This window comes from Pseudomonas sp. P108, assembly GCF_032613195.1.
Classification (GTDB): domain Bacteria; phylum Pseudomonadota; class Gammaproteobacteria; order Pseudomonadales; family Pseudomonadaceae; genus Aquipseudomonas.
This window is the reverse complement of sequence record NZ_CP126691.1, coordinates 4,766,233-4,792,191: the sequence shown is the minus strand read 5'-3', so window position 1 is coordinate 4,792,191 and position 25,959 is coordinate 4,766,233. Positions and strand designations below refer to the sequence as shown.

The window sequence follows — 25,959 nt, the reverse complement described above, 5'->3', positions numbered from 1 at the left end:
ATGAAAGTCAAAGAGCTCATTCGCGAAACTCAGTGGTTGCCTGGTAGTTCCTACAATAGTGGTCCGCTTCCAATCGTCTCCGTTCTTCTGCCTACTTTTCGCCGGGCAAAGAGTGGGAAGTTTCGTAAGGCAATCGAATCAGTTTTAAGCCAGACACTGGCTGAGCTCGAATTGATTATCGTGGACGATGCGAGTACCGATGGCAGTGCCGATATTATTGCAGAGTTCATGCAAAAGGATGGACGGGTAAGCTGTCTTCGTCATGTGGAGAATATCGGCCTTCCTGCGATTTCGGAGTATGAGGCGTACTCTAAGTCGCGCGGTCGCTACATTGCATTTGCGTTTGACGATGACATATTCTTTCCTGAGGCGCTGAGCGAATTATACCTACATGCCCAGAAGACACCTGATCAAGTAGTGTACGGTTCAGTTGCGATGAAGTTTACCCAATTCGGGACCGACGAAGAGCAAGTGGTACACTTGGGGTCTGGATTGTCCAATAGCAATATCAATAGTGGAAACTGTGTCGCGAATAATGCGGTTTTAGTGCCTCGCTTTATATTGGATGATATCGGTTTGTATGATCCACATATTCTGATGACGCGTATTTGTGATTGGGATTTGTGGCGGAGAATTTCAAGAAAGTACATTTTGCGTTATGTTGATATTTGTGTTGGAGAGGTAGGCGGTCCTGCGACCAATGACAGCCTTGGCAAGACATATGCGTTAGACAGTTGGGCCGCTGAAGATAGAATCAGGCACGAACGCGATTCGTCCTTACGACCAGAAAACTATGAAGAGAATGATGTTTTCAGTTTGTCGGAAAGTATGTCTTATTGTACGTCTGTTTCTGTAAAAGAAATGGCAGTTGCGCATGCGCGAACGAGAAGCACCTTCAAAATTAGTAACTCTTTAATAACCTCAGAAGATAATCGAAGGATTTTAGTCGTTACGTCTAATCACGATGCCAGCACGACTGTGACTTTTGATTTTTTGCCAGATGAGTGGAAGAGCCGAGTGCGCGTAGTTCATTCAGGGATCGGTTCAATCCTCGAAATTACTCACGCCAGCTGTATTATATTTGTTAGGCAGTTGGACGCATTTGCCGAATGGGTCAATGCTGCGAAAAGCATGCAAATCCCTTGCTATTATTTTATCGATGATAACCTCACTCTTCTTCAGGAGAGTAAGGAGATGAGCTTCACCGAAGATTTTAGCAAAGAAACTCTGCGTACTAAACTCCAGGATTTTGCGGGAGTTTTGAGTAGTACACTGCCTCTACAAGAGTATTTGAAAGAACACCGTATTCATTCCAATGTAGAGCTATTTCCACCTTCATTTCAGAATCTGAAAATTATTACTGCTGAACCGGCCGCTGAGCGCGACCAGTTGGTAATAGCATTCGCAGGCGGGAGTCATCGACTGTCCGCGCTGCAAAACGTCATGTTGCCAGCTTTACTACAATTTATTGAATCAGGTAGGCGTGTTCAGCTAATTGTAGGGGGGGCCAGCGTAGGCTTTTTAGAAGATTTTAAACGGCATGAAGGACTTGAGTTGGTGACTCTGCCGTTTGAGATTAACTGGGAAACTGCTCTTTTACAAATTTCCAGATACAGTCCGGATATCCTTATCCATGCGCCAAGTGATTCGATTAATAATAAATACAAAACGATGAATGTGGCTATGTCCGCAAATGTTTTAAATGCGGTGCTTGTGGTACCTGATTATTTTCCATATTCCGAAGTTAAAAAGCTTGGTATCGGTTATGTAGTCTCTTCGCCATTTAGCGCTAGCTCTTGGTACGACATGTTGAATGGCTTGGATGTTTCCGAATTTTCAGCTGTCAAGCGTAATAATCAGAAATTCTGCCAGGATAGTTTTTCGGGAACTATTAGTTGTAAGGTTCTTGAGTCGATCTCTAGTTCTAGTGCATTTAATGGGTTTACGACTGTAGAAAGCAGGATGAAGCTAATACCCAGAAATCATGTTGGGAACATTTCTGTTCTCGGCAATGATTTGATAAGGGATCCGCGCAAGCTGATTGAGAGTCTGGAAGAGTTGGCTAGACTGAGGCAAGCAACTTCTGTTTCCAAGCGCTTGGGCTTTATGGCTCGGAAACATGATTTGTGGGAAAGTCTGATGCCAGAGTTCGGGGGGATGAAAAATTTCTCTCGGGTGGTTAAGGAAACGAATACAGATATAATTCTGGAGTTGTCCAGGTCGCTACATGATGTTCCCTACCTGGAGTATGAAATAAATGCTTCTGCTAATATCAGATCAATTTCGTTGGCGTTCGCTACTGATGGGCTTCAGGATGGATTGATCGGTATTGAAGTTGTGGGTGCGTCTGGAGCGATAGTCCTCCATAAAGTTGTATCGTTAAATACGGTAGATCTATCGGTGCCGGTTGAATTCGATATTAGTTATATAGCCGGGGGTATGTCGGCTGATTGTAAACTTCGCGTCTTTGCTCGAACATCTCACCCTGTGTATATGTTTGAACTGGTTAGGTACCGCTTTGCCGGTTTAAAGCGTCTTCCGGTATATCCCTTCGTTGAGTTTTTGACTATGTAGGGGGCTTGCGATGAAGTTAGATCTAGGCTGTGGGCCGAATGGCTTGCCGGGATTTGTCGGTGTCGACAGATTCCCGTTGCCGGGTGTTCAAGTGGTAGCGGATCTTGATAAGCCGTTGCCATTCAAGGAAGATTCTATTGAGCTTGTGCATGCGGCTCATAGTTTGGAGCACGTCTCAGATCTAACGTTTACAATGAGAGAGCTTTATCGTGTATGTAAGCATAAAGCTCAAATTTGTATTGTCGCACCCTACTACGAGCAGAAGCTTAACTTAGCCAATCCGTATCATCTCCAAGTGTTTAATGAGCATACTCCCAGATTTTGGACGAGTTGTCCTTGGGCACCTATAGATAAAAAAGAATACTACCATCCTCACGCAGTCACATGGGGGCTGTCGCAATCTGATAACTCGAATCCTGGATTGGAAATTCGACTGTTGCGGATGGAGTTTTTTTATTTTCCAAGATTTAATAGTATGGACGCTTCTTGTCTAAGAGAATTACGCCAACACCTGACTGATGTTTGCCACCAGGTTGTATATCATCTGGTTGTTTGGAAGGAAGACAACGAACCTGATTACTTTGCGTTGACTGAAAAACTGGATAGTTATCCATTTTTCGATACGCCCGCACTGCAGAAATCCCGCGCTGATGCCGAGATATCTGGAGAAGAGAAATTTTCTACTGTTGCATATGCGGAGGAAGTTTTAGGTGAGAGGTTGCGAGAGCAGTATGACTATATTGCTGAGTGTGAGCGAAAACTGCTTCGGAACGAAAAGCTGATTGGGTTACTGATATCGGGTCCAGATCTACCAGAATTGCATCTGAAACATTTTGATGAATACCTGGTCGCTAACTACTCTTCTCGCGAGCCAAGAGATTATCGAGTCGGTAAAAACATACCAAGAGAAGGGTATGTTGAATATCAGGTAAGTGGCAGTGGTGAGTATAACTCTATTTCTGTATGTGTATACCTGGCGACAGATACTCAGGAAGGACGACTGGGCGTCGAGTTGGTGGACAAAAGTCATAATGTCATATGGAATTCATCAGAAACGCTTTCGGGAGTAAGCACGCTTGGTGTAGTTGGTTTTTCTATCGATAAGACACTCAGGCAGGAAGATTTAGCTTTTATTCGTTTTTTCGTTCGTGACTTGAGTGTCGGTGTCAAAGTCGTGGAGTGTTCAATTGCGCCTCGTTGGCCTCTTCGCTCCACTAAATTAGTTCCCTACGTATGTTTTTTAAATGATGAATGATGCTGATTACAATGTTGACGTTCTGCTGATTGTCGAAGCGGATATCGCGACAACTCAGTTAACTGAACAGCTACTGTCCGAATGCTCAAGCCTGAGCGTTAGATATAAGAAGGTCTATCTCACTGAGCTTGATGAACAGGTTCTCTCAAGTAATGCACTGCCTTTGTTTGTGAGGACGGCCGATCCGGTTGCTATCTCCTGGATGCAGTGTTTGAGACGCAGTAATATTCCTTATTTCTATTATATTGATGATAATTTTTGGTTGATAGAGGGTGATACGGCTTTAGCGAAATACTATCAGCATCCGATTATTCGGCGATCGCTAAAATTCGCAGTTGAAAAAGCAAATGTTGTAATCACTAATTCAGTTGCACTTAGGGAATTTATACTTCCGAAAAATCGTAATACGGTACTTCTCCCCGCTTTTTTTGACTTCTCATTACTGCGATCTGACGATATCGAGGCGACCTCCGAGTATCGGATCGGTTTTGCCGGAAGCCCATCACGTGATGCCGATTTGGAAGTGCTCAAGGATGTCATTCCATATTTTCTTGCGAAAAGGAGTGATGTGGTTTTTGAGTTTGTCGGCTGTCTTCCGAAGTGGTTGGAGCAATGTTCCAGGGTAAGGTTTTTTGGGCATATGAGCAGCTATGCTGAATATATTGCGTTTCAGGAGCAGCGGGGTTGGAAAATCGGTTTAGCGCCGTTGGGGGACAAAACATCCAACAGGTATAAAACAAATAACAAGTACCGAGAATATTCCGCATTTCGTTGTGCAGGAATATATACCGACTCTGAAAGCTACATTGATTCGGTCGTAGATGGAGTTACTGGCTTGCTAATAAATGACAATGTCGCCGAATGTTGGATAGCAGCGATCGAGCGTTATTTGGATGATGATCAGCAAAGGTTGGCTATTGCTGATCGGGCGTACAATGACGTGCATAGCAGATTTGATATCGTTGTTGTTGCAACTCAGTGGGCTACTCTTTTTCAGCAGGGTGCACGACTGCTGAGCAATAGTAAAACATTGCCTATTCATAGTTCTCTCTGGGATAAGTTTGTCAGAAGCTTGACACATTATTGGTTGTTGGTTGAGATCTCCATGTATGAAGGTGGTATAAAACTCACCCTTTTCCGTGCCCTCAAAAAAATATTTCGGGTTTTTACTCCGAACAAAAAGCGCTAATTGTTGGTGCAATATCCCGGCAGGATTAATGGAGCGCGTCTACATCACGAGTAGTCCTCGCTTCGTTTGATGCTGCACAGTTCATCATGGTCGCACGCACACAGTATGAGGTTGCGCGTGTCGGCCTCCAAATCCCTACGTTATAAGCTTGTCAGAATCTTCTGAGCACGCGTTACAGTAATTTCTCCTGCACGCTTTTCGTGATAAATTGAGGCTCTGCTCCCCCCGAATCGGTTAAAAATGCCAAAAAAAATACTTGTCACCGGTGCGACAGGATTCCTTGGAAGGTCCTTGGTTCAGCATTTTGTCACTTTTCCAGATATTTCCGTGGTGGCTCCACTCCGTAATGTCAGTGATAAGTTACCAGAAATAGTAAAGGTTACTCGTGTATCAGATATCGGTGGCGATACCGACTGGCGCGAGTCTCTAACTGGTGTGGATGTTGTTGTACATGCTGCGGCGCGAGTTCATGTCATGCAAGAAGACTCGGCACAATCGATTGAAGAGTTTCGCGCGGTTAATGTCAGAGGAACACTTTGTCTGGCACGGCAGGCCGTCGCGGCCGGTGCCAAAAGGTTCATCTATATTAGTTCTATCAAGGTTAATGGCGAAGCTACTCTGCTCGGCCATGCCTTTAGTGCCAGCGACACTCCGCTCCCGTCTGATGCTTATGGGATCTCCAAATACGAAGCAGAGCAACAACTAATGCAGCTTGCCCAGACAGGCGCAATAGAAGTTGTAATCATCCGCCCGGTACTAATTTATGGTCCAGGTGTAAGTGCGAACTTTCGTCAAATGATGCACTGGCTCACGAAGGGCATTCCAATGCCTTTCGGATCTGTTCACAACCTGCGAAGTCTCGTTTCCCTCAATAACGTCGTTGATTTGGTCACTACGTGTGTCGATCATCCTCGTGCCGCAAACCAAGTGTTTCTGGTCAGTGATGATGAAGATGTTTCTACAACCCAATTGATGCAACGTCTTCTGACTTTCTTGGGTAGAAAAACCTGGCTCATACCCGTTCCTGTTTCGCTATTGAAGTTCTTCGCTAGACTGGTGGGGCGAGGTGCAGTCGCTCAGCGGCTTTTCGGCTCGCTACAGGTCGATATCAAGAAGAACCGAGAGTTGTTAGGCTGGCGTCCGCCCTTCACCCTGGATGAGGGTTTGAAGGCAACGGCCGAGCATTTTCTGGAGTCTCGCAAAAGATGAGTTACGGATATTTCATTCCATTGGTTTTCGGTATTTCTTTTTTGCTGACTGCTGTTTTGCGCCGGTATGCGATATCTCGGAGTCTGATAGATGTTCCCAATGCACGCAGCTCTCATGTTGTGGCTACGCCACGCGGTGGCGGTGTAGCGATTGTTGTTGCATTTATCTTGTCCCTGGGTTTTCTGTTTTTCACGGATTTGATTTCCGCCCGGTTTTTTTTCGCAATGGCAGGTGGCGGTGCTGCCATTGCCCTGATTGGATTCATGGATGATCACGGGCATATCGCCGCGCGATGGCGATTATTGGGGCATTTTGCTTCAGCTTTGTGGTTGTTGGGGTGGATAGGGGGCATGCCACCCGTTGAGTTGTTCGGTACTTCGATCGAGCTGGGTTGGCTGGGCTTTGTGCTGGGTGCTTTTTATCTTGTGTGGCTACTAAATCTTTACAACTTCATGGACGGCATTGACGGAATCGCCAGTGTAGAAGCGATTTGTGCCTGCGTCGGTGCGTGTCTGCTTTACTGGTTGTCGGGATTGGAGAATCTGATCTGGGCGCCTTTGTTGCTCGCTGCTGCCGTTGGCGGCTTTCTATACTGGAACTTCCCTCCGGCACGGATATTCATGGGCGACGCTGGCAGTGGGTTTCTGGGCATCGTCCTTGGCGGATTGTCTCTGCAGGCGGCATGGGTGAGCGCACCGATGCTCTGGGCCTGGATGATTTTGCTTGGTGTGTTCATTGTCGACGCTACGTACACGCTGTTTCATCGCATGCTGAGAGGAGAAAAGATCTATGAAGCACATCGTAGTCATGGCTACCAGTTCGCTTCACGTCGCTTTGGCAAACACTTACCGGTCACTGTTGCGGTCGGCGTGATCAATCTGTTCTGGCTGTTGCCCATTGCCTTTTGTGTCACGAGCCTCGGTTTGGACGGTGCTTCGGGTGTGCTTTTGGCTTACATTCCATTGATCGCTTTGGCAATAAAGTTTCACGCCGGAGATCTCGAGATTCCGGTGGTCAAGAACTAAGCAGTAATTGCCAGGTCATTTAGGTTTAGAGTGATCACGAAATGCCGTTGAGCCGGCACGATGGAGAGTGCTGCTCAAAGGAGTGATCAAGGTAATTGAAGGGTTTATGGATAAAATCAGAGAGTACCTGTTAGGCCTTCCCCGGCGCCGCAAGAGACTGCTTCAGGTTGCCACAGACATCGTGCTCGTCTGGGCCGCGTTGTGGCTGGCCTTTATCGTTCGCTTGGGCCTGGACGATATGTACAACCCTTTCAAGGTGCATTTCTGGCTTTTTGTATGTGCACCTATTGTTGCGATTCCCTTGTTCATTCGCTTTGGCATGTATCGTGCGGTCATGCGCTATTTCGGCAACGATGCGCTGGTCGCTATTATCAAAGCGGTCAGTCTGTCCGCATTGATTCTGGCGCTGGTTGTCTATTGGTATAGCAACCACGAGGCAGTAGTCCCGCGTTCGATTGTCTTCAATTACTGGTGGCTAAGCCTTGTCATCATCGGCGGCTTGCGGTTGTGCATGCGTCAGTATTTCATGGGTGACTGGTTCGCCGGCGCTCAACACGTTCCGTTTTCCAGTCGTGACGATAGCCTTATCAAAGTTGCAGTCTATGGGGCAGGCGTCGCGGGTAATCAATTGGTCGCAGCATTGCGCATGGGGCGAACCATGCGCCCGGTGGCATTTATCGATGACGATCCGAGCATTGCTGATCGGGTAATTGCCGGGCTGCAGGTCTATAAACCCAAGCACATTCAACAGATGATCGATGAAACAGGTGCGCAGGAGATTCTTCTGGCGCTGCCGTCGTCGACACGTGCACGTCGCCGGGAGATTCTCACGCTTCTGGAGAGTTTTCCGCTACATATTCGCAGTGTTCCGAATTTCACTGACCTTGCCAGTGGCCGAGTCAAGGTCGAGGATATTCAGGAAGTGGATATCGCGGATCTGTTGGGGCGTGATTCGGTACCTGCACAACCGGATCTGCTTGAGCGCTGTATCACAGGCAAGACGGTAATGGTTACTGGCGCTGGCGGTTCCATTGGCTCAGAGCTTTGCCGGCAGATTTACTCGCTTGGCCCCACCAGGCTTTTGTTGTTTGACCACAGTGAATTCAACCTTTACAGCGTACTTTCGGAACTGGAGCAAAGAGGAAACCGGGAGTCGGCGTCGGTCCAGCTCTTGCCAATACTCGGTTCCATTCGTCATCCGCATAAATTGCTGGATGTCATGAAGACCTGGAATGTTGAAACTGTTTATCATGCTGCCGCGTATAAACACGTGCCCATGGTTGAACACAACATTGCGGAAGGGGTGCTCAATAACGTCATCGGGACGCTTAATACTGCCCAGGCTGCATTGCAATCGGGTGTGTCCAATTTCGTGTTGATTTCCACGGACAAGGCTGTTCGCCCCACTAACGTCATGGGCAGTACCAAGCGACTTGCCGAGCTGACGCTTCAGGCCTTGAGTCGAGAAATCGCCCCCGTTCTATTCGGTGACAAATCCAACGTATCCCGAGTCAACAAGACTCGCTTCACGATGGTTCGCTTCGGGAATGTGCTGGGCTCTTCTGGTTCGGTCATTCCGCTATTCCACAGTCAGATCAAATCCGGTGGGCCACTGACGGTTACCCATCCGAAGATTACCCGTTACTTCATGACTATCCCTGAAGCCGCGCAACTAGTGATTCAGGCCGGTTCCATGGGGCAGGGCGGCGATGTGTTCGTACTCGATATGGGGGAACCGGTAAGAATTGTCGAACTGGCGAAGAAGATGATTCATTTGTCCGGTTTGAGCGTGCGTTCGGAAAAAAATCTGCAAGGCGACATTTCGATCGAGTTCACCGGGTTACGCCCCGGCGAGAAGCTTTATGAAGAGTTGTTGATTGGCGATAACGTATTGGCGACTGAGCACCCGATGATCATGAGTGCCAGCGAAGATCATTTGCCATGGGATTTGCTCAAGCTTCGTTTGACGGATTTGCTGGATGCCGTCGAACAGGATGATTATTCGCGCGTTCGCCAGTTGCTGCGTGACACCGTCAGCGGCTATACCCCCGATGGCGAAATTGTCGACTGGATCTATCAGCAACGCCGTCTCGAACCCTGATTGTTTCACATTCTGTAACGCTCGCATTTTTGACATACACCCATCATGACCTACGTTTGGAGAGCAGCTTCGGAAAAGCTGCTTTCTCAAACGATGATGGAGCGTCAAAAATGCGTACCGGTTACTTCTGTTCTCTGATTTTTGCTTTCCTTGCCAGCGCTTCGATTGCCGCGATCGCCGCACCCTTGTCGCCAGCGGAGTCACCCAAAGCGCCTTTGGTGATGGATACAGCAGCACCTGCACAAAGCGCAAAAGTCGATCTCAACGATGCCGATGCGGCAACGCTGCAAAAAGAGCTGGCCGGAGTAGGTGAAGCGAAGGCCAAGGCGATTGTTGCATATCGAGAAACAAACGGGCCGTTTTCATCGGTGGATGAGTTGCTGGAAGTGAAAGGTATCGGTAAGGCGATTCTTGATCGCAATCGCGACAAGCTGGAAGTCAACTAAGCTGAGTGTATAAGCCAAGAGGCCGGTCATTGACCGGCCTTTTTGTTTAGCGCAATGCATGGCTCGTGATGACGTGAAAAAGGCGTCGGTCGGACGATTAAAAATTACGGCTATCATATTGCGCCAGGATTATGCCTATAATAATTTGCCGGTTCGTTGAGCCTATGCGACTCAATGACGATTCCCCATCAAGCATTCCAGGAGCACTTACATGAATTCCGCACAATCCAAAGGTACTGCTCTCGTCACCGGCGCATCGTCGGGTATCGGTGCGATTTACGCTCAGCGCCTTGCGGCGCGTGGTTTTGATCTGCTGCTGGTTGCTCGTGACAAGGACCGTCTGGAGAGTGCTGCGGGTCAGTTGCGTGATGCCCATGGCGTTCAGGTTGAAGTGCTCAAGGCCGATCTCACGCAGAAGGATGACGTGCTCAAACTGGAACAACGCCTGCGCAGCGATTCCAGCATCAGCTTGCTGGTCAATAACGCCGGTGTAGCGGCGGACGGTTTGCTGGCCAACGCCGACCTGGACCAGTTGGAGCGACTGATCCAGTTGAACATCACCGCCGTCACCCGCCTGGCATCGGCGGCCGCCGCCAGTTTCGCCAAGGCCGGTCGTGGCACGATCGTCAATATCGCCTCGGTGGTGGCGTTGTTTCCGGAACGCTTCAACGCCACCTATAGCGCCAGCAAAGCTTATGTACTGAGCCTGACGCAGTCGCTGAACACTGAACTCGAAGGCACCGGCGTGCAGATCCAGGCCGTGCTGCCGGGTGTGACCCGCACTGAAATCTGGGAGCGCTCCGGTATTGACGCCAGTGGCATTCCGGCAGAAATGGTCATGGAGGCGGGCGAGATGGTCGATGCGGCGCTGGCCGGTCTGGACCAAGGTGAGTTGATCACCATTCCTTCACTGCCTGACGCAGGCGAATGGCAGGCATTTGTTGCTGCTCGCCATGTGATGGCTCCGAACCTTTCCCGCAGTTCGGCGGCCCAACGCTACAAGTCCGGCAATTGAATTGATCAGAGGTCACCACGTTATGGATTCGCGTCGAATAGTTGTCACGGGCATGGGCCTGGTTTCTCCATTGGGTAGCGATGTCGAGGTTGTATGGCAGCGCTTGCTGGCCGGGCGCTCTGGTCTGCGTAATCTGCCGGACTCAGTGATTGCTGATTTGCCCACGCGAGTCGGCGGCGCAGTGCCGACGCTGGAAGAGGATGCTGAAGCAGGTTTCGATCCGGATCGCGCCACGCCACCCAAGGAACAGAAGAAGATGGACCGCTTCATTCTGTTCGCGATGGAAGCTGCCCGGCAGGCGCTGGAGCAGGCTGGCTGGCACCCTTCAGATAGCAAAAGCCAAGAGCGTACCGCAACGATCATCGGTTCCGGTGTCGGTGGTTTCGGGGCGATTGCCGACGCCGTGCGCACAACTGACAGCCGTGGACCGCGGCGTTTGTCACCGTTCACTATTCCATCCTTCCTGGTCAATCTGGCTGCCGGGCATGTATCGATCCAGCACGGTCTGAAGGGGCCACTGGGTGCACCGGTGACGGCCTGTGCTGCCGGCGTTCAAGCGATAGGTGATGCCGCGCGTCTGATCCGGGCCGGCGAAGCGGATATTGCCGTGTGTGGCGGCGCGGAAGCCTGCATCGACCGCGTCAGTCTGGCGGGATTCGCGGCAGCGCGGGCCCTGTCCAGCGGTTACAACGACACCCCGCAGCGCGCCTCGCGGCCGTTCGACAGTGGGCGTGACGGCTTCGTGATGGGCGAGGGCGCGGGCCTCTTGGTGATCGAATCCCTGGAGCATGCCTTGGCTCGTGGCGCGACACCGTTGGTGGAACTGGTCGGTTACGGCACCAGTGCCGATGCCTATCACCTGACGGCCGGGCCGGAGGATGGCAGCGGCGCGCGCCGGGCAATGACATTGGCTTTGGCGCAGGCAGGTATTGCTGCTGATCAGGTGCAACACCTCAACGCCCATGCCACATCGACCCCGGTCGGGGATCTGGGTGAATTGGCGGCGATCAAAAGTGTTTTCGGCGAAGAGAATAAAATCGCGGTGACGTCAACAAAATCGGCCACAGGTCATCTGCTCGGCGCTGCCGGTGGGCTTGAAGCGATTTTCACGCTATTGGCGATTCGTGATCAGGTGGTGCCGCCGACTTTGAATTTCGACAATCCCGATCCGGCGAGCGCAGGTGTAGACATTGTTCATGGCCAGGCGCGGCCGATGTCGATCGAATATGCACTGTCCAACGGTTTCGGCTTCGGCGGGGTCAACGCCAGCGTGCTGTTCAAGCGCTGGCAGGCTTAATCCCGGTTCTTGAGATGATCGCGGGTGACATCGAGGATGCGTTGAGCAAACTCGGTATCCGCGACACTGCGTGACAGCAGCAGCGCGCCGACCAGAGTCGACATGATAACGATGGCGCGATCGGCGCTGTTCTCGCCTTCGAGGCTGTTTTCGATCTGCTCCAGCCGTGCCTTGAGTACGACGTCACTGGTGGGACTCGGTTGCCCGCGCAGCCCCAGTTCGGAAGAAATGGTCAGCAGCGGGCAGCCCTCATGGGGCGACGTTTGATGCCATTCGGACAGATACGTCTCGATGAAGACATCGAGCGGATTATCCTGTGAAAAAATCTCGGCACATAACCCGTCGACCTGGTTGCCGGCCTCCTGCAAGGCCTTCTCCACCAACTCGTCCTTGGACTTGAAATGTGAATAGAAACCGCCATGGGTCAGCCCTAGCGCTTTCATCAAGGGTTGCAACCCTGTAGCGCCGATTCCGTCCTTGCGAAAGCGTGCCGAAGCCTCCTTGATGATGCGCTGATGGGTCTGGGCTTTATGGTCCTGCGAATAACGCATCTGGAACTCTCCGCAACAATGTCCCCATCTTAACCAAGGAAAATTAGATGGTGACTGTACTTCTACTTCTTAAAAGCGTGCGGATAGGTCCAATGGCTATAAAAAGCACAAACCCCGCCGATCAGGCGGGGTTGTGTTCAACGGTCTTGGGCGTCTTTGGCGTCCGCTTCGGCATTGCGTTGGGCAACGCGCTTGCGTTCTTCATCGGTCAGATCGACCTTGTTGGCGGTGTCGCGCAACATCATCAATCCCCCCACGATCGAGCCGATTGCAACGACCAGAATCAACCAGGCATACCAAGGCATAACGGCTCTCCTTAATGGCAGGTCGACGGACGAGGATTTCGCCGTGCAACGCTGCATACCACTTTTGAGCGAAGTGAACTCGCAGTGGTTCCATTCTAGGCCGCTTACACCCGGTACACCCGTAATCCCTCAATTACCTGTCAACATCGCATCGGCCGGTGCGTCGGCACGCAGTTGTCCGGTCAGCAGGAAGTAGCCGAAACCGACCGCCATGAAGCCAAGGAAGATCAAGCCGATCAACGCGTTGAACCACGCCATCGCCACCAGACACACCACCGCCAGCACCAAGGCAATCAGCGGAATCAACGGATAGCACGGCGCGCGGAAAGTACGCTCGAGATTGGGTTCCGATTTACGCAGTTTGAACAGGCTGAGCATGCTCATGATGTACATCACGATGGCGCCGAACACGGCCATGGTGATCATCGCGGCGGTAAGGGTCATGCCGCCGAGGTTGAACAGGCCGTCGCTGTAAATCGCGGCAATGCCGATGATGCCGCCGACAATAATTGCCCGGTGCGGCGTCTGGAAGCGCGAGAGTTTCGCCAGCGAAGCGGGAAGATAGCCGGCGCGGGCGAGGGCGAAGAACTGCCGCGAGTAGCCAAGAATGATTCCGTGGAAACTCGCCACCAGACCGAACAGGCCGATCCATACCAGCATGTGCAGCCAGCCGGAGTTGTCGCCGACCACGGTTTTCATCGCCTGCGGCAACGGGTCGTTGATGTTGGCCAGGGTGCGCCAGTCGCCGACGCCACCGGCAAAGAACATCACACCCATCGCCAGCAACACCAGGGTCAGGATGCCGCTGATGTAGGCCTTGGGAATCGTGCGCTTCGGGTCTTTGGCTTCTTCGGCGGCCATGGCGGCGCCTTCGATGGCGAGGAAGAACCAGATAGCGAAAGGAATCGCGGCGAACATCCCGGCAATCGCCGGCGCGCCAAATACATCCGACCCCGCCCAGCCATTGAGCGCAAAGTTGCTGAAGCTGAACGCCGGCGCGACCACACCCATGAATACCAGTAACTCGGCTACCGCCAATACGCAGACGATCAACTCAAAGGTCGCGGCCAGTTTCACACCGAGGATGTTCAGGCCCATAAAGACGATATAGGCACCGACTGCTGCGTGTTTCGGGTCGAGCGCCGGAAACTGCACATTGAGGTAAGCGCCAATTGCCAGGGCAATGGCCGGCGGAGCGAAAACGAATTCGATCAACGTGGCCAGGCCGGCAATCAATCCGCCTTTTTCACCGAAGGCGCGGCGGCTGTAGGCAAATGGCCCGCCCGCATGGGGAATCGCGGTGGTCAGTTCGGTGAAACTGAAGATAAAGCAGGTGTACATGGTCGCGACCATGAACGAGGTCACCAGGAAACCCAGCGTTCCGGCCACGCCCCAGCCATAACTCCAGCCGAAGTATTCCCCGGAAATCACCAGCCCTACGGCGATGCCCCACAGGTGCAAAGTGCCCAGCGTGGGTTTGAGTTGTGTGTTCATGCGGTTGCTCCCTGAACGGTTTGGAAAGCTCGGGGAAGGGCGTTTGCAGTGGGCGTGCCATTGCTGTGAAACAAGTCGTAATGAGTTGAAAGCTGTCGTATCGGGGATGTTCGCAGCGGGGTGAGCGTTTTTTGTGCGCCAGTTGGGTGCAGTGTTGCCTGTTTTGACGCTATCGCGAGCAGGCTCACTCCTACAGGGGAACGCATCCCAACTGTAGGAGTGAGCCTGCTCGCGATGGGGCCTGCACTAACGTCAGAAAATCTCTCCGTAAAGCCTGCATAAACCCACTCTTTACGCTTTCTTTATGCACAGCCAACACCCTCGCTCTCGTTCCTTTACAGCCTCCTTTCCGACAATGCCTGCACACGCGGCAATACGCCGTAACACGGAGATCTTCCATGAGCGTTCTGGACGGGGTGTCACTGCTGTTGGCAGTGGGGCTGTTCATTTATCTGTTGGTTGCGCTGTTGCGCGCGGATCGGAACTAGGAGCGGCTATGCACAGTTATGACTATTGGCTGATCCTCGCGTTCTTTGCGGTGGTCTTGCTGCCGGCGCCGTTCCTCGGGCGCTTCTACTACAAAGTGATGGAAGGTCAGCGTACCTGGCTGACACCGGTTCTCGGTCCGGTCGAGCGCGGTTGCTACCGCATCGCCGGCGTCGATCCGCAGGCTGAGCAGAGCTGGCAGAAGTACACGCTGGCGCTGCTCGCCTTCAACCTTGCCGGTTTCCTGCTGCTGTTCGCGATTCTGTTGTTCCAGGATCACTTGCCGCTGAACCCGCAGAACCTGCCGGGCCAGGAATGGACCCAGGCGTTCAACACCGCGGTCAGTTTCATGACCAATACCAACTGGCAGTCCTACAGCGGTGAAGCGACGCTCAGCTATCTGAGCCAGATGGTCGGCCTCACCGTGCAGAACTTCGTCAGCGCCGCCACCGGCCTCGCCGTGCTGGTCGCGCTGTGCCGTGGCATCGGCCGCAAATCGACGAAAACCCTCGGCAACTTCTGGGTCGACATGACCCGCGCCACCCTCTACGGCCTGTTGCCGCTGTGCCTGCTGCTGGCGCTGTATCTGGTCTGGCAGGGCGTGCCGCAAACCTTCGCGCAGTATGTGAACGCAGTGACGATGCAGGGCGTTGATCAAGTGATCCCGCTTGGCCCGGCCGCCAGTCAGATTGCGATCAAGCAACTGGGCACCAACGGTGGTGGCTTCTTCGGCGTCAACTCGGCGCATCCGTTCGAGAACCCGACCGCGTGGAGCAACTTGTTCGAAGTCGCTTCGATCATTCTGATTCCGGTGGCGCTGGTGTTCACCTTCGGCCACTACGTCAAGGACCTGCGTCAGAGCCGCGCGATCATCGCCTGCATGCTGGCGCTGTTCCTGATCGGTGGCGCGACCTCGCTGTGGGCCGAATATCAACCGAACCCGACTCTGAACAACGCTGCCGTTGAACAGACGGCACCGCTGGAAGGTAAAGAAGCGCGCTTCGGCACCACTGCGACCGTGCTCTGGTCGGTGACGACGACGGCGGCCTCGAACGGCTCGGTCAACGGCATGCACGACAGCCTCAATCCGCTTAGCGGCATGGTTGCGCTGGTCAACATGATGGTTGGCGAAGTGATCTTCGGCGGCGTCGGTGCCGGGCTCTACGGCATGTTGCTCAACGTGCTGATCGCGGTGTTCCTCGCCGGTCTGATGATCGGGCGAACCCCGGAATACCTCGGCAAGAAACTCCAGGCGCGGGAAGTGCAATTGCTGGTGGTGACCCTGTTGGTGATGCCGGTTGGCGTGCTGGTGCTCGGTGCGATTGCTGCCGCGGTTCCCAGTGCTGCGGCGACCATCAGCAACCCCGGCCCGCACGGTTTCAGCCAGTTGCTGTATGCCTACACCTCGGCGAGCGCCAACAACGGCTCGGCGTTCGGTGGTCTGAGCGCGAACACGCCGTTCCATAACCTGATGCTGGGCCTGGGCATGTTGATCGGCCGCTTCGGTTACATCCTCCCGGTTCTGGCCCTGGCCGGCAGCCTGGCGATGAAGAAAACCGCACCGATCGGCCAGAACAGCTTTCCGACTCATGGCCCGCTGTTCGTGACCCTGCTGACCGTGACCATTTTGCTGGTGGGCGGCCTGACCTTTCTGCCGACTCTGGCGCTCGGCCCGATTGCCGAACATTTAAGTATGGGCTTCTAAGGAATCCATCATGAATATGCACGTTCCTGCAAAACCTGCAGAGCCGACCAAGTCGGCAGAAGCACCGAAAACCGCGATCTCGGCCCTGTGGCGGCCGGCGCTGGTGCAAGCCTTCGTCAAGCTCGACCCTCGGCAATTGAAGCGTTCGCCGGTGATGCTGGTGGTCGAACTGACCGCGATTTTCACCACCGTGCTGTGCTTCATTCCCGACGCCGATGTGCCAACTTTTGTTGCTGCACAAATCGCCCTGTGGCTGTGGTTCACCGTGCTGTTCGCCAACTTCGCCGAAGCCTTGGCCGAAGGTCGCGGCAAGGCCCGCGCCGACAGCCTCAAGGCTGGCAGCGAAGGCCTCAGCGCCCGGCGCAAACTGGCCAACGGCAGCTTTCAGGTAGTGCCGGCGGCAAGTCTGCGCAAGGGCGATGTGGTGCGTGTCGAAGCGGGGGAAATGATCCCCGGTGACGGCGAAGTCATCGAAGGCATCGCGGCGGTCAACGAAGCAGCAATCACCGGTGAATCGGCGCCGGTGATCCGTGAGTCCGGCGGCGACCGTTCGGCCGTCACCGGCAACACGCGACTGGTCTCCGACTGGTTGCTGGTGCAGATCACCGCCAACCCCGGTGAGTCGACTCTGGATCGCATGATCGCCCTGGTCGAAGGCGCCAAACGCCAGAAGACCCCGAACGAAGTGGCGCTGGATATACTGTTGATCGGCCTGACCCTGATCTTCTTGCTGGTGGTCGTGACCTTGCAACCGTTCGCCCATTTCGCCAACGGCAGCCTGCCGCTGGTGTTTCTGGTAGCGCTGCTGGTCACGCTGATCCCGACCACCATTGGCGGTCTGTTGTCGGCAATCGGTATCGCCGGGATGGATCGTCTGGTGCGCCTCAATGTGATCGCCAAGTCTGGTCGCGCAGTGGAAGCGGCGGGTGATGTGCATGTGCTGTTGCTGGACAAGACCGGCACCATCACCTTCGGTAACCGTCGTTGCAGCGCGGTTTATGCCGCGCCCGGTGTGAATGGTCGCGAGCTGGCCGAAGGTGCGTTGTTTGCCTCGCTGGCCGATGAAACCGCTGAAGGTAAATCCATCGTCGAATACCTGCGGGGTCTGCATCCGCAGCCTGAGCCGGCGCTGGAAACCCTGACCGCCGTGCCGTTCAGCGCTGAAACCCGTTTGTCCGGTGTCGACTATCAAGGTCGCATCTACCGCAAAGGCGCGGTGGATTCGCTGCTGAGTTTCCTCGGCCAGAAACGCTCGGACCTGGCCCCGGCGTTGTCGCGGGAAATCGACAAGATTGCGCAGAGCGGCGGCACGCCATTGTTGGTCTGTGCCGACGGTAAATTGCTCGGCGCGATCCACCTCAAGGACGTGGTCAAACCGGGCATTCGCGAGCGTTTTGCCGAGTTGCGCAAACTGGGGATTCGCACGGTGATGGTCACCGGCGACAACCCGCTGACTGCCGCTGCCATCGCTGCAGAAGCGGGCGTTGATGACGTCCTCGCCGAAGCCACGCCAGAGAAAAAACTCGCGCGCATTCGTCACGAACAAAACGACGGTCGCTTGGTTGCGATGTGCGGCGACGGCGCCAACGATGCCCCGGCGCTGGCCCAGGCTGACGTCGGCATGGCGATGAACGACGGCACCCAGGCTGCCCGCGAAGCGGCCAACATGGTCGACCTCGACAGCGATCCGACCAAGCTGCTGGACGTGGTGCAGATCGGCAAGGAATTGCTGGTGACCCGTGGCGCGCTGACGACGTTTTCCATCGCCAACGACGTGGCCAAATACTTCGCGATTCTGCCGGCGCTGTTCGCCTCGATTTATCCGCAACTGGGCGTGCTCAACATCATGCAACTGACCAGTCCGCAGAGCGCGATTCTCTCGGCCATTGTCTTCAACGCCTTGATCATCGTTGTGCTGATTCCGCTGGCGCTGCGCGGTGTGCGCGTGCAGGCGGCGAGTGCGGCGGCGTTGTTGCGGCGCAATCTGTTGATCTACGGACTGGGCGGGATTTTGGTGCCGTTCGTGGGGATCAAGGCGATCGACATGTTGCTCACGGCGCTGCATCTGGTGTGAGGCTGATATCGCAGCCCCTCACCCTCACCCTCTCCCGGGGGGAGAGGGGACTGACCGAGGTGTTTACGAGAGTTGCACCGACCTGAAATACCGAGCCGAACTCAGGTTTTGAACTGCACAAAGATCGGCTCCCTTTCCTCTTGTCACCTTCGTGGGAGAGGTGACTGACCGAGGTGTTTACGAGAGCTACACCGACTTGAGATACCGAGCCGAACTCAGGTTTTGAACTGCACAAAGATCGGCTCCCTTTCCTCTTGTCACCTTCGTGGGAGAGGGGACTGACCGAGGTGTTTACGAGAGCTACACCGACTTGAAATACCGAGCTGAACCCAGGTTTTGAAAAGCACATAAATCGGCTCCCTTTCCCCCTCGCCCCCTTGGGGGAGAGGGCTGGGGTGAGGGGGAAAAGATCCCCCTGGCACCCCACCAAAGTTTGCCCAACGAATTCGAGGATTTTGCTATGTCCACAATGATACGTCCGGCCCTGAGCCTGCTGGTGCTGATGACCCTGGTCACCGGCGTTGCCTATCCACTGGTGGTGACGGGTGTCGCGCAAGTCGCATTTCCCGCTCAAGCCAACGGCAGCCTGGTGCACGACGCCGCTGGCAAGGTCCGTGGCTCGTCGCTGATCGCCCAGGATTTTGTCGGCGATGCCTGGTTCCATGCACGTCCCTCCGCCGGTGCCTTCGCGACCGTTTCCAGCAGCGCGAGCAACCTGGCACCGAGCAATCCGGCGCTCGCCACACGGGTGATAGATGAGGCCAACAAACTGCAGGTTTCGGGTCAAGGTCCGGTGCCATTGGCCTTGCTGACCACTTCCGGCAGCGGCCTCGATCCACACTTGCCACCGGCAGCAATTGCCTATCAACTGGCGCGTGTCGCGACAGCACGCAATCTGCCGGTGTCGACCTTGCAGCAACTGCTCGATGCGCACATCGAGCAGCCGCTGGTGGGGCCGCCGGTGGTGAATGTGCTGGAGCTGAATATGGCACTGGAAAAACTGTAGTCGATGCTCGTTCCCACGCTCTGCGTGGGAATGCATCAATAGACGCTCTGCGTCTGCTTTTATGGGACGCAGAGCGTCCCGGGCTGCATTCCCACGCAGAGCGTGGGAACGATCAATCAGGAAGAGAGAGCATCAAGCATGAGCGACTCCGGCCGCGCCGACGCGCTGTTAGCAGACCTGCCCCGTGACGGCCGTGGCCGCCTGAAGGTTTTCCTCGGTGCCGCCCCCGGTGTCGGCAAGACCTACGCCATGCTTCAGGCTGCGCACACGCAACTGCGCCAAGGCGTGAAAGTCATCGCTGGCGTCGTCGAAACCCACGGCCGGGCGGAAACCGAAGCGCTGCTCGGCGGCTTGCCGCAGCAGCCGCTGGTACGCTCGGAATACCGTGGCGTGATGCTCGAAGAAATGGACCTCGACGGCCTGCTCGCCGCCAAGCCGAAACTTGTGCTGGTGGACGAACTGGCACACAGCAATGCCCCGGGCAGTCGCCACGCGAAACGCTGGCAAGACATTCAGGAACTGCTCGCCGCCGGCATCGACGTGTTCACCACGGTCAACGTCCAGCATTTGGAAAGCCTCAACGACCAAGTGCGCGGCATTACCGGTGTGCAGGTGCGCGAGACGCTGCCCGACTGGGTGTTGCAAGAAGCTTATGAACTGCTGCTGATCGACCTGCCGCCGCGCGAATTGCTCGAGCGCTTGCGCGAAGGCAAGGTCTACGTGCCCGAGCAGGCGCGCGCGGCGATCGATGCGTTTTTCACCCAAACCAACCTCACCGCACTGCGCGAACTGGCGATGCAGACGGCTGCCGCGCAGGTCGACAACGATCTCGCCCAAGGCTATCGCCAGCTCGGTCAGGCCGCTCCGGCGGTGCGTGGGCGCTTGCTGGTCGGCGTCGATGGTGATGCGCAGGCCGAACGCCTCGTGCGCCACGCCAGTCGCGTCGCTCAGCGTCGGCATCTGCCGTGGAGTCTGGTGCACGTCGATAACGGTGCGGTGCGCGACGAGCAATCGCGTCTGCGCCTGCAAAGCGCTCAGCAATTGGCCGAGCGCCTCGGTGGTGAAGTGGTTTTATTGCGCGCCGGTGAGGTGGCGAAAACCTTGGTCCAGCATGCTGCCGAGCGCCGTGCGAGTCTGGTGTTGGTCGGCCAGTCTCGGCCGAGTTGGCGTCGTCGACTGTTCGGCGGTGGCTTGGCGGCGCGTCTGTTGCGTCAGGCCCATGGGCTGGAAATCAACGTCCTCGACAATGATCATGAACACCCGCAGTCGCGCCCGCGAAACCCGCTGACACTGGTGTGGTTCGACTATGCACTGGCGCTGGTCGCCACCGTGTTGGCCAGTGCTCTGGCCTGGGCGGTGTCGAGTGTGTTGCCACTGCCGAATATCTCGCTGGTGTTTCTCGCGGCCGTGTTGCTGGTCGCGGTGCGCAGCAGCCTCGGCCCGGCGCTGGCTTGTGCGGCGCTGTCGTTTCTGACCTACGATTTTCTGTTCATCCCGCCGAATTTTTCTTTCAGCATTCAGCGCGAAGAAGATGTGCTGACCCTGCTGTTTTTCCTGTTGATGGCGGCACTGACGGGCAACCTCGCGGCGCGTCAGCGTCGGCAATTGCAGGCGTTGCGCGACACCCAGGAAGAAACCACCGAACTGCTCGACCTGTCGCGCAAACTCACCGCCGCGACCGACCGCCAAGCCGTGGTCAGCGCCGCTGCGCAACACCTCAACGGCTGGAGCGATCTGCAACTGTGTCTGCTTAACCGCGACGGCCAGGGCGGCTGGAAAGTCGAGACCGGCGGCCCGCTGCAATTCACCGAAGCCGAGCGCGCGGCTGCAGACTGGGCCTGGCAGCACGATCAGCCAGCGGGCATGGGCACCGGCACGTTGCCGTTCGGGCGTTGGTGGTGGTGGCCGCTGTCAGTCGAAGACGGGCCGCTGGCGTTGCTCGGTGTCTGCGCGAAAGAAGGCCAAACCTTGAGCGGGCAACGCCGGCGTTTGCTTACCGCGTTGAGTCAACCGCTCGCACAAGCGCTGGCGCGCGCGCAATTGGCCGATGACCTGGAAGCCGCGCGCCTGCACGGTGAAACCGAACAACTGCGCAGTGCCTTGCTGGCCTCCGTGTCCCACGATTTGCGCACGCCGCTGACCGCCATGCGCGGCAGTATCGACAGTCTGTTGGCCCTCGGCGAAGCGATCCCGCTGGAGGATCGTCGTGAACTGCTCGAAGGCACCCGCGATGAAGCCGAACGCCTCGATCGCTACATTCAGAATCTGCTCGACATGACCCGCCTCGGCCATGGCGCGCTGAAGCTGGCACGGGACTGGGTGTCGCCCGCCGACATCGTCGGCAGTTCGCTCAATCGTCTGCGTGCAGTGCTCGCGCCGCTGCAGGTCAGCACCGATGTGCCGGCGGAGTTACCGCTGCTGTTCGTGCATGCCGCGCTGATCGAGCAGGCGTTGGTCAATGTGCTGGAAAACGCAGCGCGTTTCTCACCCGTTCACGGTCGCTTGCAACTCAGTGCGGGAGCGAATGACGAGGAGATTTTCTTCTCGGTCAGCGATGAAGGGCCGGGGATTCCCGAGGATGAACGGGCGAAGATTTTCGATATGTTCTACACCGCTGCCCGGGGTGATCGCGGGGGGCAGGGCACCGGCCTCGGGCTGGCGATCTGTCAGGGCATGGTCGGCGCGCACGGCGGTCGTATCAGTGTCGCCGACGGCATCGATGGGCGCGGCACCTGCATCACCTTGCACTTGCCGTTGCAGACGCAACCGGGGATGGACGATGAAGCCTGATTGCGACTGCGCTACTCTCTTGCCACTCTTTTGTGTTGATGTGAATTCATGAGCCAGACCGCGACCATTTTGGTCATCGACGACGAACCGCAGATTCGCAAGTTCCTGCGCATCAGCCTCGCTTCCCAAGGCTACAAAGTGCTCGAGGCTGGCACGGGTGCCGAGGGGCTGGCGCAGGCCGCCTTGAACAAGCCGGACTTGCTGGTGCTCGATTTAGGCCTGCCGGACATGGACGGCCAGCAAGTGCTGCGCGAGTTTCGCGAATGGGCCACGGCGCCGGTGCTGGTGCTGTCGGTGCGCGCCAGCGAAGGACAGAAAGTCCAGGCACTGGATGGCGGCGCCAATGACTACGTGACCAAGCCGTTTGGTATTCAGGAATTTCTCGCCCGGGTGCGTGCGTTGTTGCGTCAGGCACCGGCGGGGGAGGCGCAGCAGGCGGCGTTGAGTTTCGGCCCGTTGACGGTGGATCTGGCCTATCGGCGGGTGCTGCTCGACGGCGTCGAAGTGGCGCTGACGCGCAAGGAATACGCGGTGCTGGCGCAACTGGCACGGCATCCGGGGCGAGTGATTACCCAGCAGCAACTGCTCAAGGATATCTGGGGCCCGACGCACACCGAGGACAGCCATTATCTGCGGATTGTGGTGGGGCATTTGCGGCAGAAACTGGCGGATGATCCGACGCGGCCGCGGTTTATTGTCACGGAGGCCGGGGTTGGCTATCGGCTATTGAGTGATGTTGGCTGATCTGGCCTCTTCGCGAGCAGGCTCGCTCCCACACTGGATCTGCGTCGTTCACAAATCCCCTGTGGGAGCGAGCCTGCTCGCGAAGGCGGCCTTGAGACAACGGAGAGCTTCAAGGCTCTCTGCTCTGCTCACTGTCATACCGATCCAGCGTATCCCGCGCAATCTCGCGCCCCAACGCGATCAACTCCGGCGCCTTGTAGAACTCGAAAAACCGGCACACCCGCTTCGGTACGTTGATCAGGATGTCCGGCGGATATCCGGCAATCTTGTACTGCGCCAGCGAGGTCTGCATCACCTCGAAACTCTGGTTGATCAAATCCAGCAACGAGGCCGGCCCGACGTTATCGATGATGAACGAACCGGTCGCCGATTTCGGTGCGCCTTCACGCTCGGGCGCGGCCGCCGGTTGTTGACTCTCCGGCTCGGCGCCGTCCAGCCAGGGATTGATGTCCGCCGCTTCGGCGCGCAGCGCTTCCTGTTCGAGCCGCAACAATTGCTCGGCCTGTGTTCGGCGGAACGGCATCTTCGATCCCAGCGAACTGATCAGGCTGTCGAAGCGTGAGCGGAACGCGGCCGGGCGCTGGATGACTGGCAATTTGTAGTGACGCTGGTTGGTCGAGTTGAGATTGACCGCAATGATCAGATCACAGTGGCTCGACACCACCGGCACGATCGGCAACGGGTTGAGAATGCCGCCGTCGACCAGCATGCGATTGCCTTGCATCACCGGCGTGAACAGGCTGGGAATCGCCGCCGAGGCGCGCATCGCCTGATGCAGGCAGCCTTCCTGAAACCAGATTTCCTGCTGGTTGGTGAGGTCGGCGGCGACGGCGGTGTAGGGGATGCGCAAGTCTTCGATGTTGATTTCGCCGACGATCTTGCGGATCTGCCCGAAGACCTTTTCGCCGCGAATCGCACCGAGCCGGAAACTCACGTCGACCAGCCGCAGCACATCCAGATAGTCGAGACTTTCGATCCAGTTCTTGTAAACGTCGAGTTTACCGGCGGCGTAGATCCCGCCGACTACCGCGCCCATCGAACACCCGGCAATGCAGGCGATGTCGTAACCGCGTCGTTCGATCTCTTCAATGACTCCGATATGGGCATAACCCCGGGCGCCACCGGAGCCCAGCACCAGTGCGACACGCTTTTTCATCAAACTTCCTCCCGACAAGGTTGCACAATGCACCCATCGCCGGGTCGGCTCAATCGCCGAAGTCGTTCAGTGCGCCAGTGACGTCGTTTTTTCGATACTGCATGACCCTTCGGCGCTATCCTTCTCAGTTGCGCGGTTTCACCCGCCGGCAAGGCACTTTTTCGCAGCCTTACCGTCTTACCTGCACGACTGTTGACCTATTTTGAGGTGTGAGTGATGAAAGCCTGGATCTGTGTGCCGTTGATGGCTCTGGTATTGGCCGGTTGCGCCGGTAAAACCGCTTACCGCGACAGCTGCGGCAGCCAGCTCGACGCGGCCTGGCATGAGCTGGATCTGGCCAAGGCCGAAGGCTTTGCCGGCACCGTCAGCTATTCCAAAGCGTTGTCGCTGCTGACCGCCGCGAAGACCCAGCAACAATTCGAAGGCTTTGAAGGTTGCAGCAAGAAGGCCGAGAAGGCGCGTTTCTACATTCGCGAATCCCGCGCCGGCCGCTAAGCTGCTGACGTGAAGCAAGGAGGCTGCGTTCACTGGGCAGCAGAATGATCGTCAGAGCCATTTGAATCAGGAGCAAGTGATGTCTGCGTTGGTTGATCGGTTGGTGGCTCATGTCCTGAGTCTGGAGGTGCGGCTGCTGGCCTGTCAGGCGCGATTGACGGCACGTACCGACCCCGAGGCGCTGCATGATCTGCGCACCACGGTGCGGCGCTTGCGCAGCCTGTTGCGGCCATTGCGCGGTTTGCCCGGTGTCGAGCAACTGGAAGACGCCGCTTCGGCGGTCGGCCAATTGACCACGCCGTGGCGGGATCGCGAAGTGTTGGCGGCGTACTTGCTTCAGCATGATCAGCCTGAAGCTGCGCAACGCCGCATGGCGCAAATGGCCGAGGCCTATCCGGCGCTGGCGGCGAGTGCCGAGGTGGCTTCGCTGTTGATGATTCTCGATGCTTTCCCGCGTTTCCTCCGTGCTTCCCAGCGTCAGGGATTGCTCAAGGGCTTGGACAAGCGCATCGAAAAACGCCTCGGCAAGCAATGGCAGAAACTCGACGAGGCGCTGCACGATCCCGCTCACGACCGCCATCGCTTGCGTTTGCTGATCAAACGCGTGCGCTACGGCATCGAAGCTTATCCCGAACTGGACCGCTTGCCCGCCGCGGCGCTGAAGCGATTGAAGTCTGCGCAAGGCGCGTTGGGCGACTGGCACGATTGCTGGCAATGGTTGGCGAAAGCTGAGCTTGAGGCTGATCTTCAACCGTGCGTCGCCACTTGGCAGGCGACCATGATCAAAGCCGAAACCCAGGCTGATCGCGTGCTGGAAAAACTCGGTTCAGCCTGTTTCAAATAACTCTCCATTCACAAGAACTCCTGTGGGAGCGAGCCTGCTCGCGAAAGCGCTGGTTCAGACGGCAAATATGTCGACTGACACGGCCTCTTCGCGAGCAGGCTCGCTCCCACAGGGTGTTGTGTGTGTTAGGAAGCCTGGTAAGGCCTTTCTGTCAGTCTCTTTGACCGGAATAGACGCTGCGGCGCTGTGCAGGTCTGG

21 protein-coding genes are annotated in these 25,959 nt (G+C 55.9%); 17 read left to right on the top strand and 4 right to left on the bottom strand.

What is annotated here, in order from left to right; translation table 11 throughout:
• The 9 genes from QOM10_RS20990 (at nt 1) to fabF (ending at nt 12,111) form a co-directional block, all read left to right on the top strand.
• Nucleotides 1-2,574, top strand: coding sequence for a glycosyltransferase family 2 protein (locus QOM10_RS20990; protein ID WP_316916891.1), 2,574 nt, complete (start codon nt 1-3; stop codon nt 2,572-2,574).
• A gap of 10 nt (nt 2,575-2,584) precedes the next feature.
• Nucleotides 2,585-3,829 (top strand): class I SAM-dependent methyltransferase, encoded by a 1,245-nt coding sequence (locus QOM10_RS20985; protein ID WP_160041335.1) that lies wholly within the window; start codon nt 2,585-2,587, stop codon nt 3,827-3,829.
• On the top strand, nt 3,819-5,018 hold the full coding sequence (locus tag QOM10_RS20980) for a glycosyltransferase (protein ID WP_316916890.1): 1,200 nt from the start codon (nt 3,819-3,821) through the stop codon (nt 5,016-5,018). Before QOM10_RS20985 ends, QOM10_RS20980 begins: the two co-directional genes overlap by 11 nt.
• Nucleotides 5,019-5,258: 240 nt before the next feature.
• Nucleotides 5,259-6,227, top strand: coding sequence for an SDR family oxidoreductase (locus tag QOM10_RS20975; protein WP_316916889.1), 969 nt, complete (start codon nt 5,259-5,261; stop codon nt 6,225-6,227).
• Nucleotides 6,224-7,252 (top strand): glycosyltransferase family 4 protein, encoded by a 1,029-nt coding sequence (locus tag QOM10_RS20970; RefSeq protein WP_316916888.1) that lies wholly within the window; start codon nt 6,224-6,226, stop codon nt 7,250-7,252. The genes QOM10_RS20975 and QOM10_RS20970 overlap by 4 nt, the downstream gene beginning before the upstream one ends.
• Nucleotides 7,253-7,358: 106 nt before the next feature.
• Nucleotides 7,359-9,353 (top strand): polysaccharide biosynthesis protein, encoded by a 1,995-nt coding sequence (locus QOM10_RS20965; RefSeq protein WP_160042566.1) that lies wholly within the window; start codon nt 7,359-7,361, stop codon nt 9,351-9,353.
• A 110-nt stretch (nt 9,354-9,463) separates the two neighbouring features.
• A complete protein-coding gene (locus QOM10_RS20960; RefSeq protein WP_316916887.1) occupies nt 9,464-9,799 on the top strand; it encodes a helix-hairpin-helix domain-containing protein in 336 nt (111 codons plus the stop codon).
• A 211-nt stretch (nt 9,800-10,010) separates the two neighbouring features.
• A complete protein-coding gene (locus tag QOM10_RS20955) occupies nt 10,011-10,814 on the top strand; it encodes an SDR family oxidoreductase (RefSeq protein WP_316916886.1) in 804 nt (267 codons plus the stop codon).
• 22 nt (nt 10,815-10,836) lie between these two features.
• Complete coding sequence (fabF, locus tag QOM10_RS20950; RefSeq protein WP_127929266.1) at nt 10,837-12,111, top strand: beta-ketoacyl-ACP synthase II; 1,275 nt, start codon at nt 10,837-10,839, stop codon at nt 12,109-12,111.
• Here the strand turns inward: fabF and QOM10_RS20945 are convergent.
• From QOM10_RS20945 to eat, 3 genes are all read right to left on the bottom strand, one after another.
• Nucleotides 12,108-12,662: a TetR/AcrR family transcriptional regulator gene (locus tag QOM10_RS20945; protein ID WP_150774846.1), complete on the bottom strand. Its 555-nt coding sequence runs from the start codon at nt 12,660-12,662 to the stop codon at nt 12,108-12,110. The two genes, fabF and QOM10_RS20945, sit on opposite strands and share 4 nt — an antisense overlap.
• A gap of 137 nt (nt 12,663-12,799) precedes the next feature.
• Nucleotides 12,800-12,967 carry a DUF2897 family protein gene (locus QOM10_RS20940; RefSeq protein ID WP_095120497.1) on the bottom strand — a complete coding sequence of 56 codons (168 nt, stop codon included), beginning with the start codon at nt 12,965-12,967 and terminating at the stop codon, nt 12,800-12,802.
• Nucleotides 12,968-13,096: 129 nt separating this feature from the next.
• The gene (eat, locus tag QOM10_RS20935) at nt 13,097-14,461 is read right to left on the bottom strand and encodes an ethanolamine permease (protein ID WP_160041325.1); all 1,365 of its coding nucleotides are present in this window, start codon (nt 14,459-14,461) and stop codon (nt 13,097-13,099) included.
• Between the two features lie 398 nt (nt 14,462-14,859).
• On the opposite strand from eat, the gene kdpF reads away from it, so the two are divergent.
• From kdpF to QOM10_RS20905, 6 genes are all read left to right on the top strand, one after another.
• Entirely contained in the window at nt 14,860-14,949 is a 90-nt protein-coding gene (kdpF, locus tag QOM10_RS20930) for a K(+)-transporting ATPase subunit F (protein WP_007899818.1), read from the top strand.
• Between the two features lie 8 nt (nt 14,950-14,957).
• Nucleotides 14,958-16,652, top strand: a complete 1,695-nt coding sequence (gene kdpA / locus QOM10_RS20925) for a potassium-transporting ATPase subunit KdpA (RefSeq protein WP_116030509.1) — start codon at nt 14,958-14,960, stop codon at nt 16,650-16,652.
• A gap of 10 nt (nt 16,653-16,662) precedes the next feature.
• A complete protein-coding gene (kdpB, locus tag QOM10_RS20920; protein WP_316916885.1) occupies nt 16,663-18,726 on the top strand; it encodes a potassium-transporting ATPase subunit KdpB in 2,064 nt (687 codons plus the stop codon).
• 460 nt (nt 18,727-19,186) lie between these two features.
• A complete protein-coding gene (kdpC, locus tag QOM10_RS20915) occupies nt 19,187-19,732 on the top strand; it encodes a potassium-transporting ATPase subunit KdpC (RefSeq protein ID WP_127929261.1) in 546 nt (181 codons plus the stop codon).
• A gap of 138 nt (nt 19,733-19,870) precedes the next feature.
• Entirely contained in the window at nt 19,871-22,522 is a 2,652-nt protein-coding gene (locus tag QOM10_RS20910) for a sensor histidine kinase KdpD (RefSeq protein WP_316916884.1), read from the top strand.
• Between the two features lie 48 nt (nt 22,523-22,570).
• Complete coding sequence (locus tag QOM10_RS20905) at nt 22,571-23,266, top strand: response regulator (RefSeq protein ID WP_127929259.1); 696 nt, start codon at nt 22,571-22,573, stop codon at nt 23,264-23,266.
• A 109-nt stretch (nt 23,267-23,375) separates the two neighbouring features.
• On the opposite strand, the gene QOM10_RS20900 is transcribed toward QOM10_RS20905, so the two are convergent.
• Nucleotides 23,376-24,422 (bottom strand): patatin-like phospholipase family protein, encoded by a 1,047-nt coding sequence (locus QOM10_RS20900; RefSeq protein ID WP_127929258.1) that lies wholly within the window; start codon nt 24,420-24,422, stop codon nt 23,376-23,378.
• Nucleotides 24,423-24,638: 216 nt separating this feature from the next.
• Here QOM10_RS20900 and QOM10_RS20895 point away from each other — a divergent pair, with 216 nt between their 5' ends.
• Complete coding sequence (locus tag QOM10_RS20895; protein WP_016770894.1) at nt 24,639-24,917, top strand: hypothetical protein; 279 nt, start codon at nt 24,639-24,641, stop codon at nt 24,915-24,917.
• 79 nt (nt 24,918-24,996) lie between these two features.
• On the top strand, nt 24,997-25,761 hold the full coding sequence (locus QOM10_RS20890) for a CHAD domain-containing protein (RefSeq protein ID WP_316916883.1): 765 nt from the start codon (nt 24,997-24,999) through the stop codon (nt 25,759-25,761).
• The last annotated feature ends 198 nt before the right edge of the window (nt 25,762-25,959 follow it).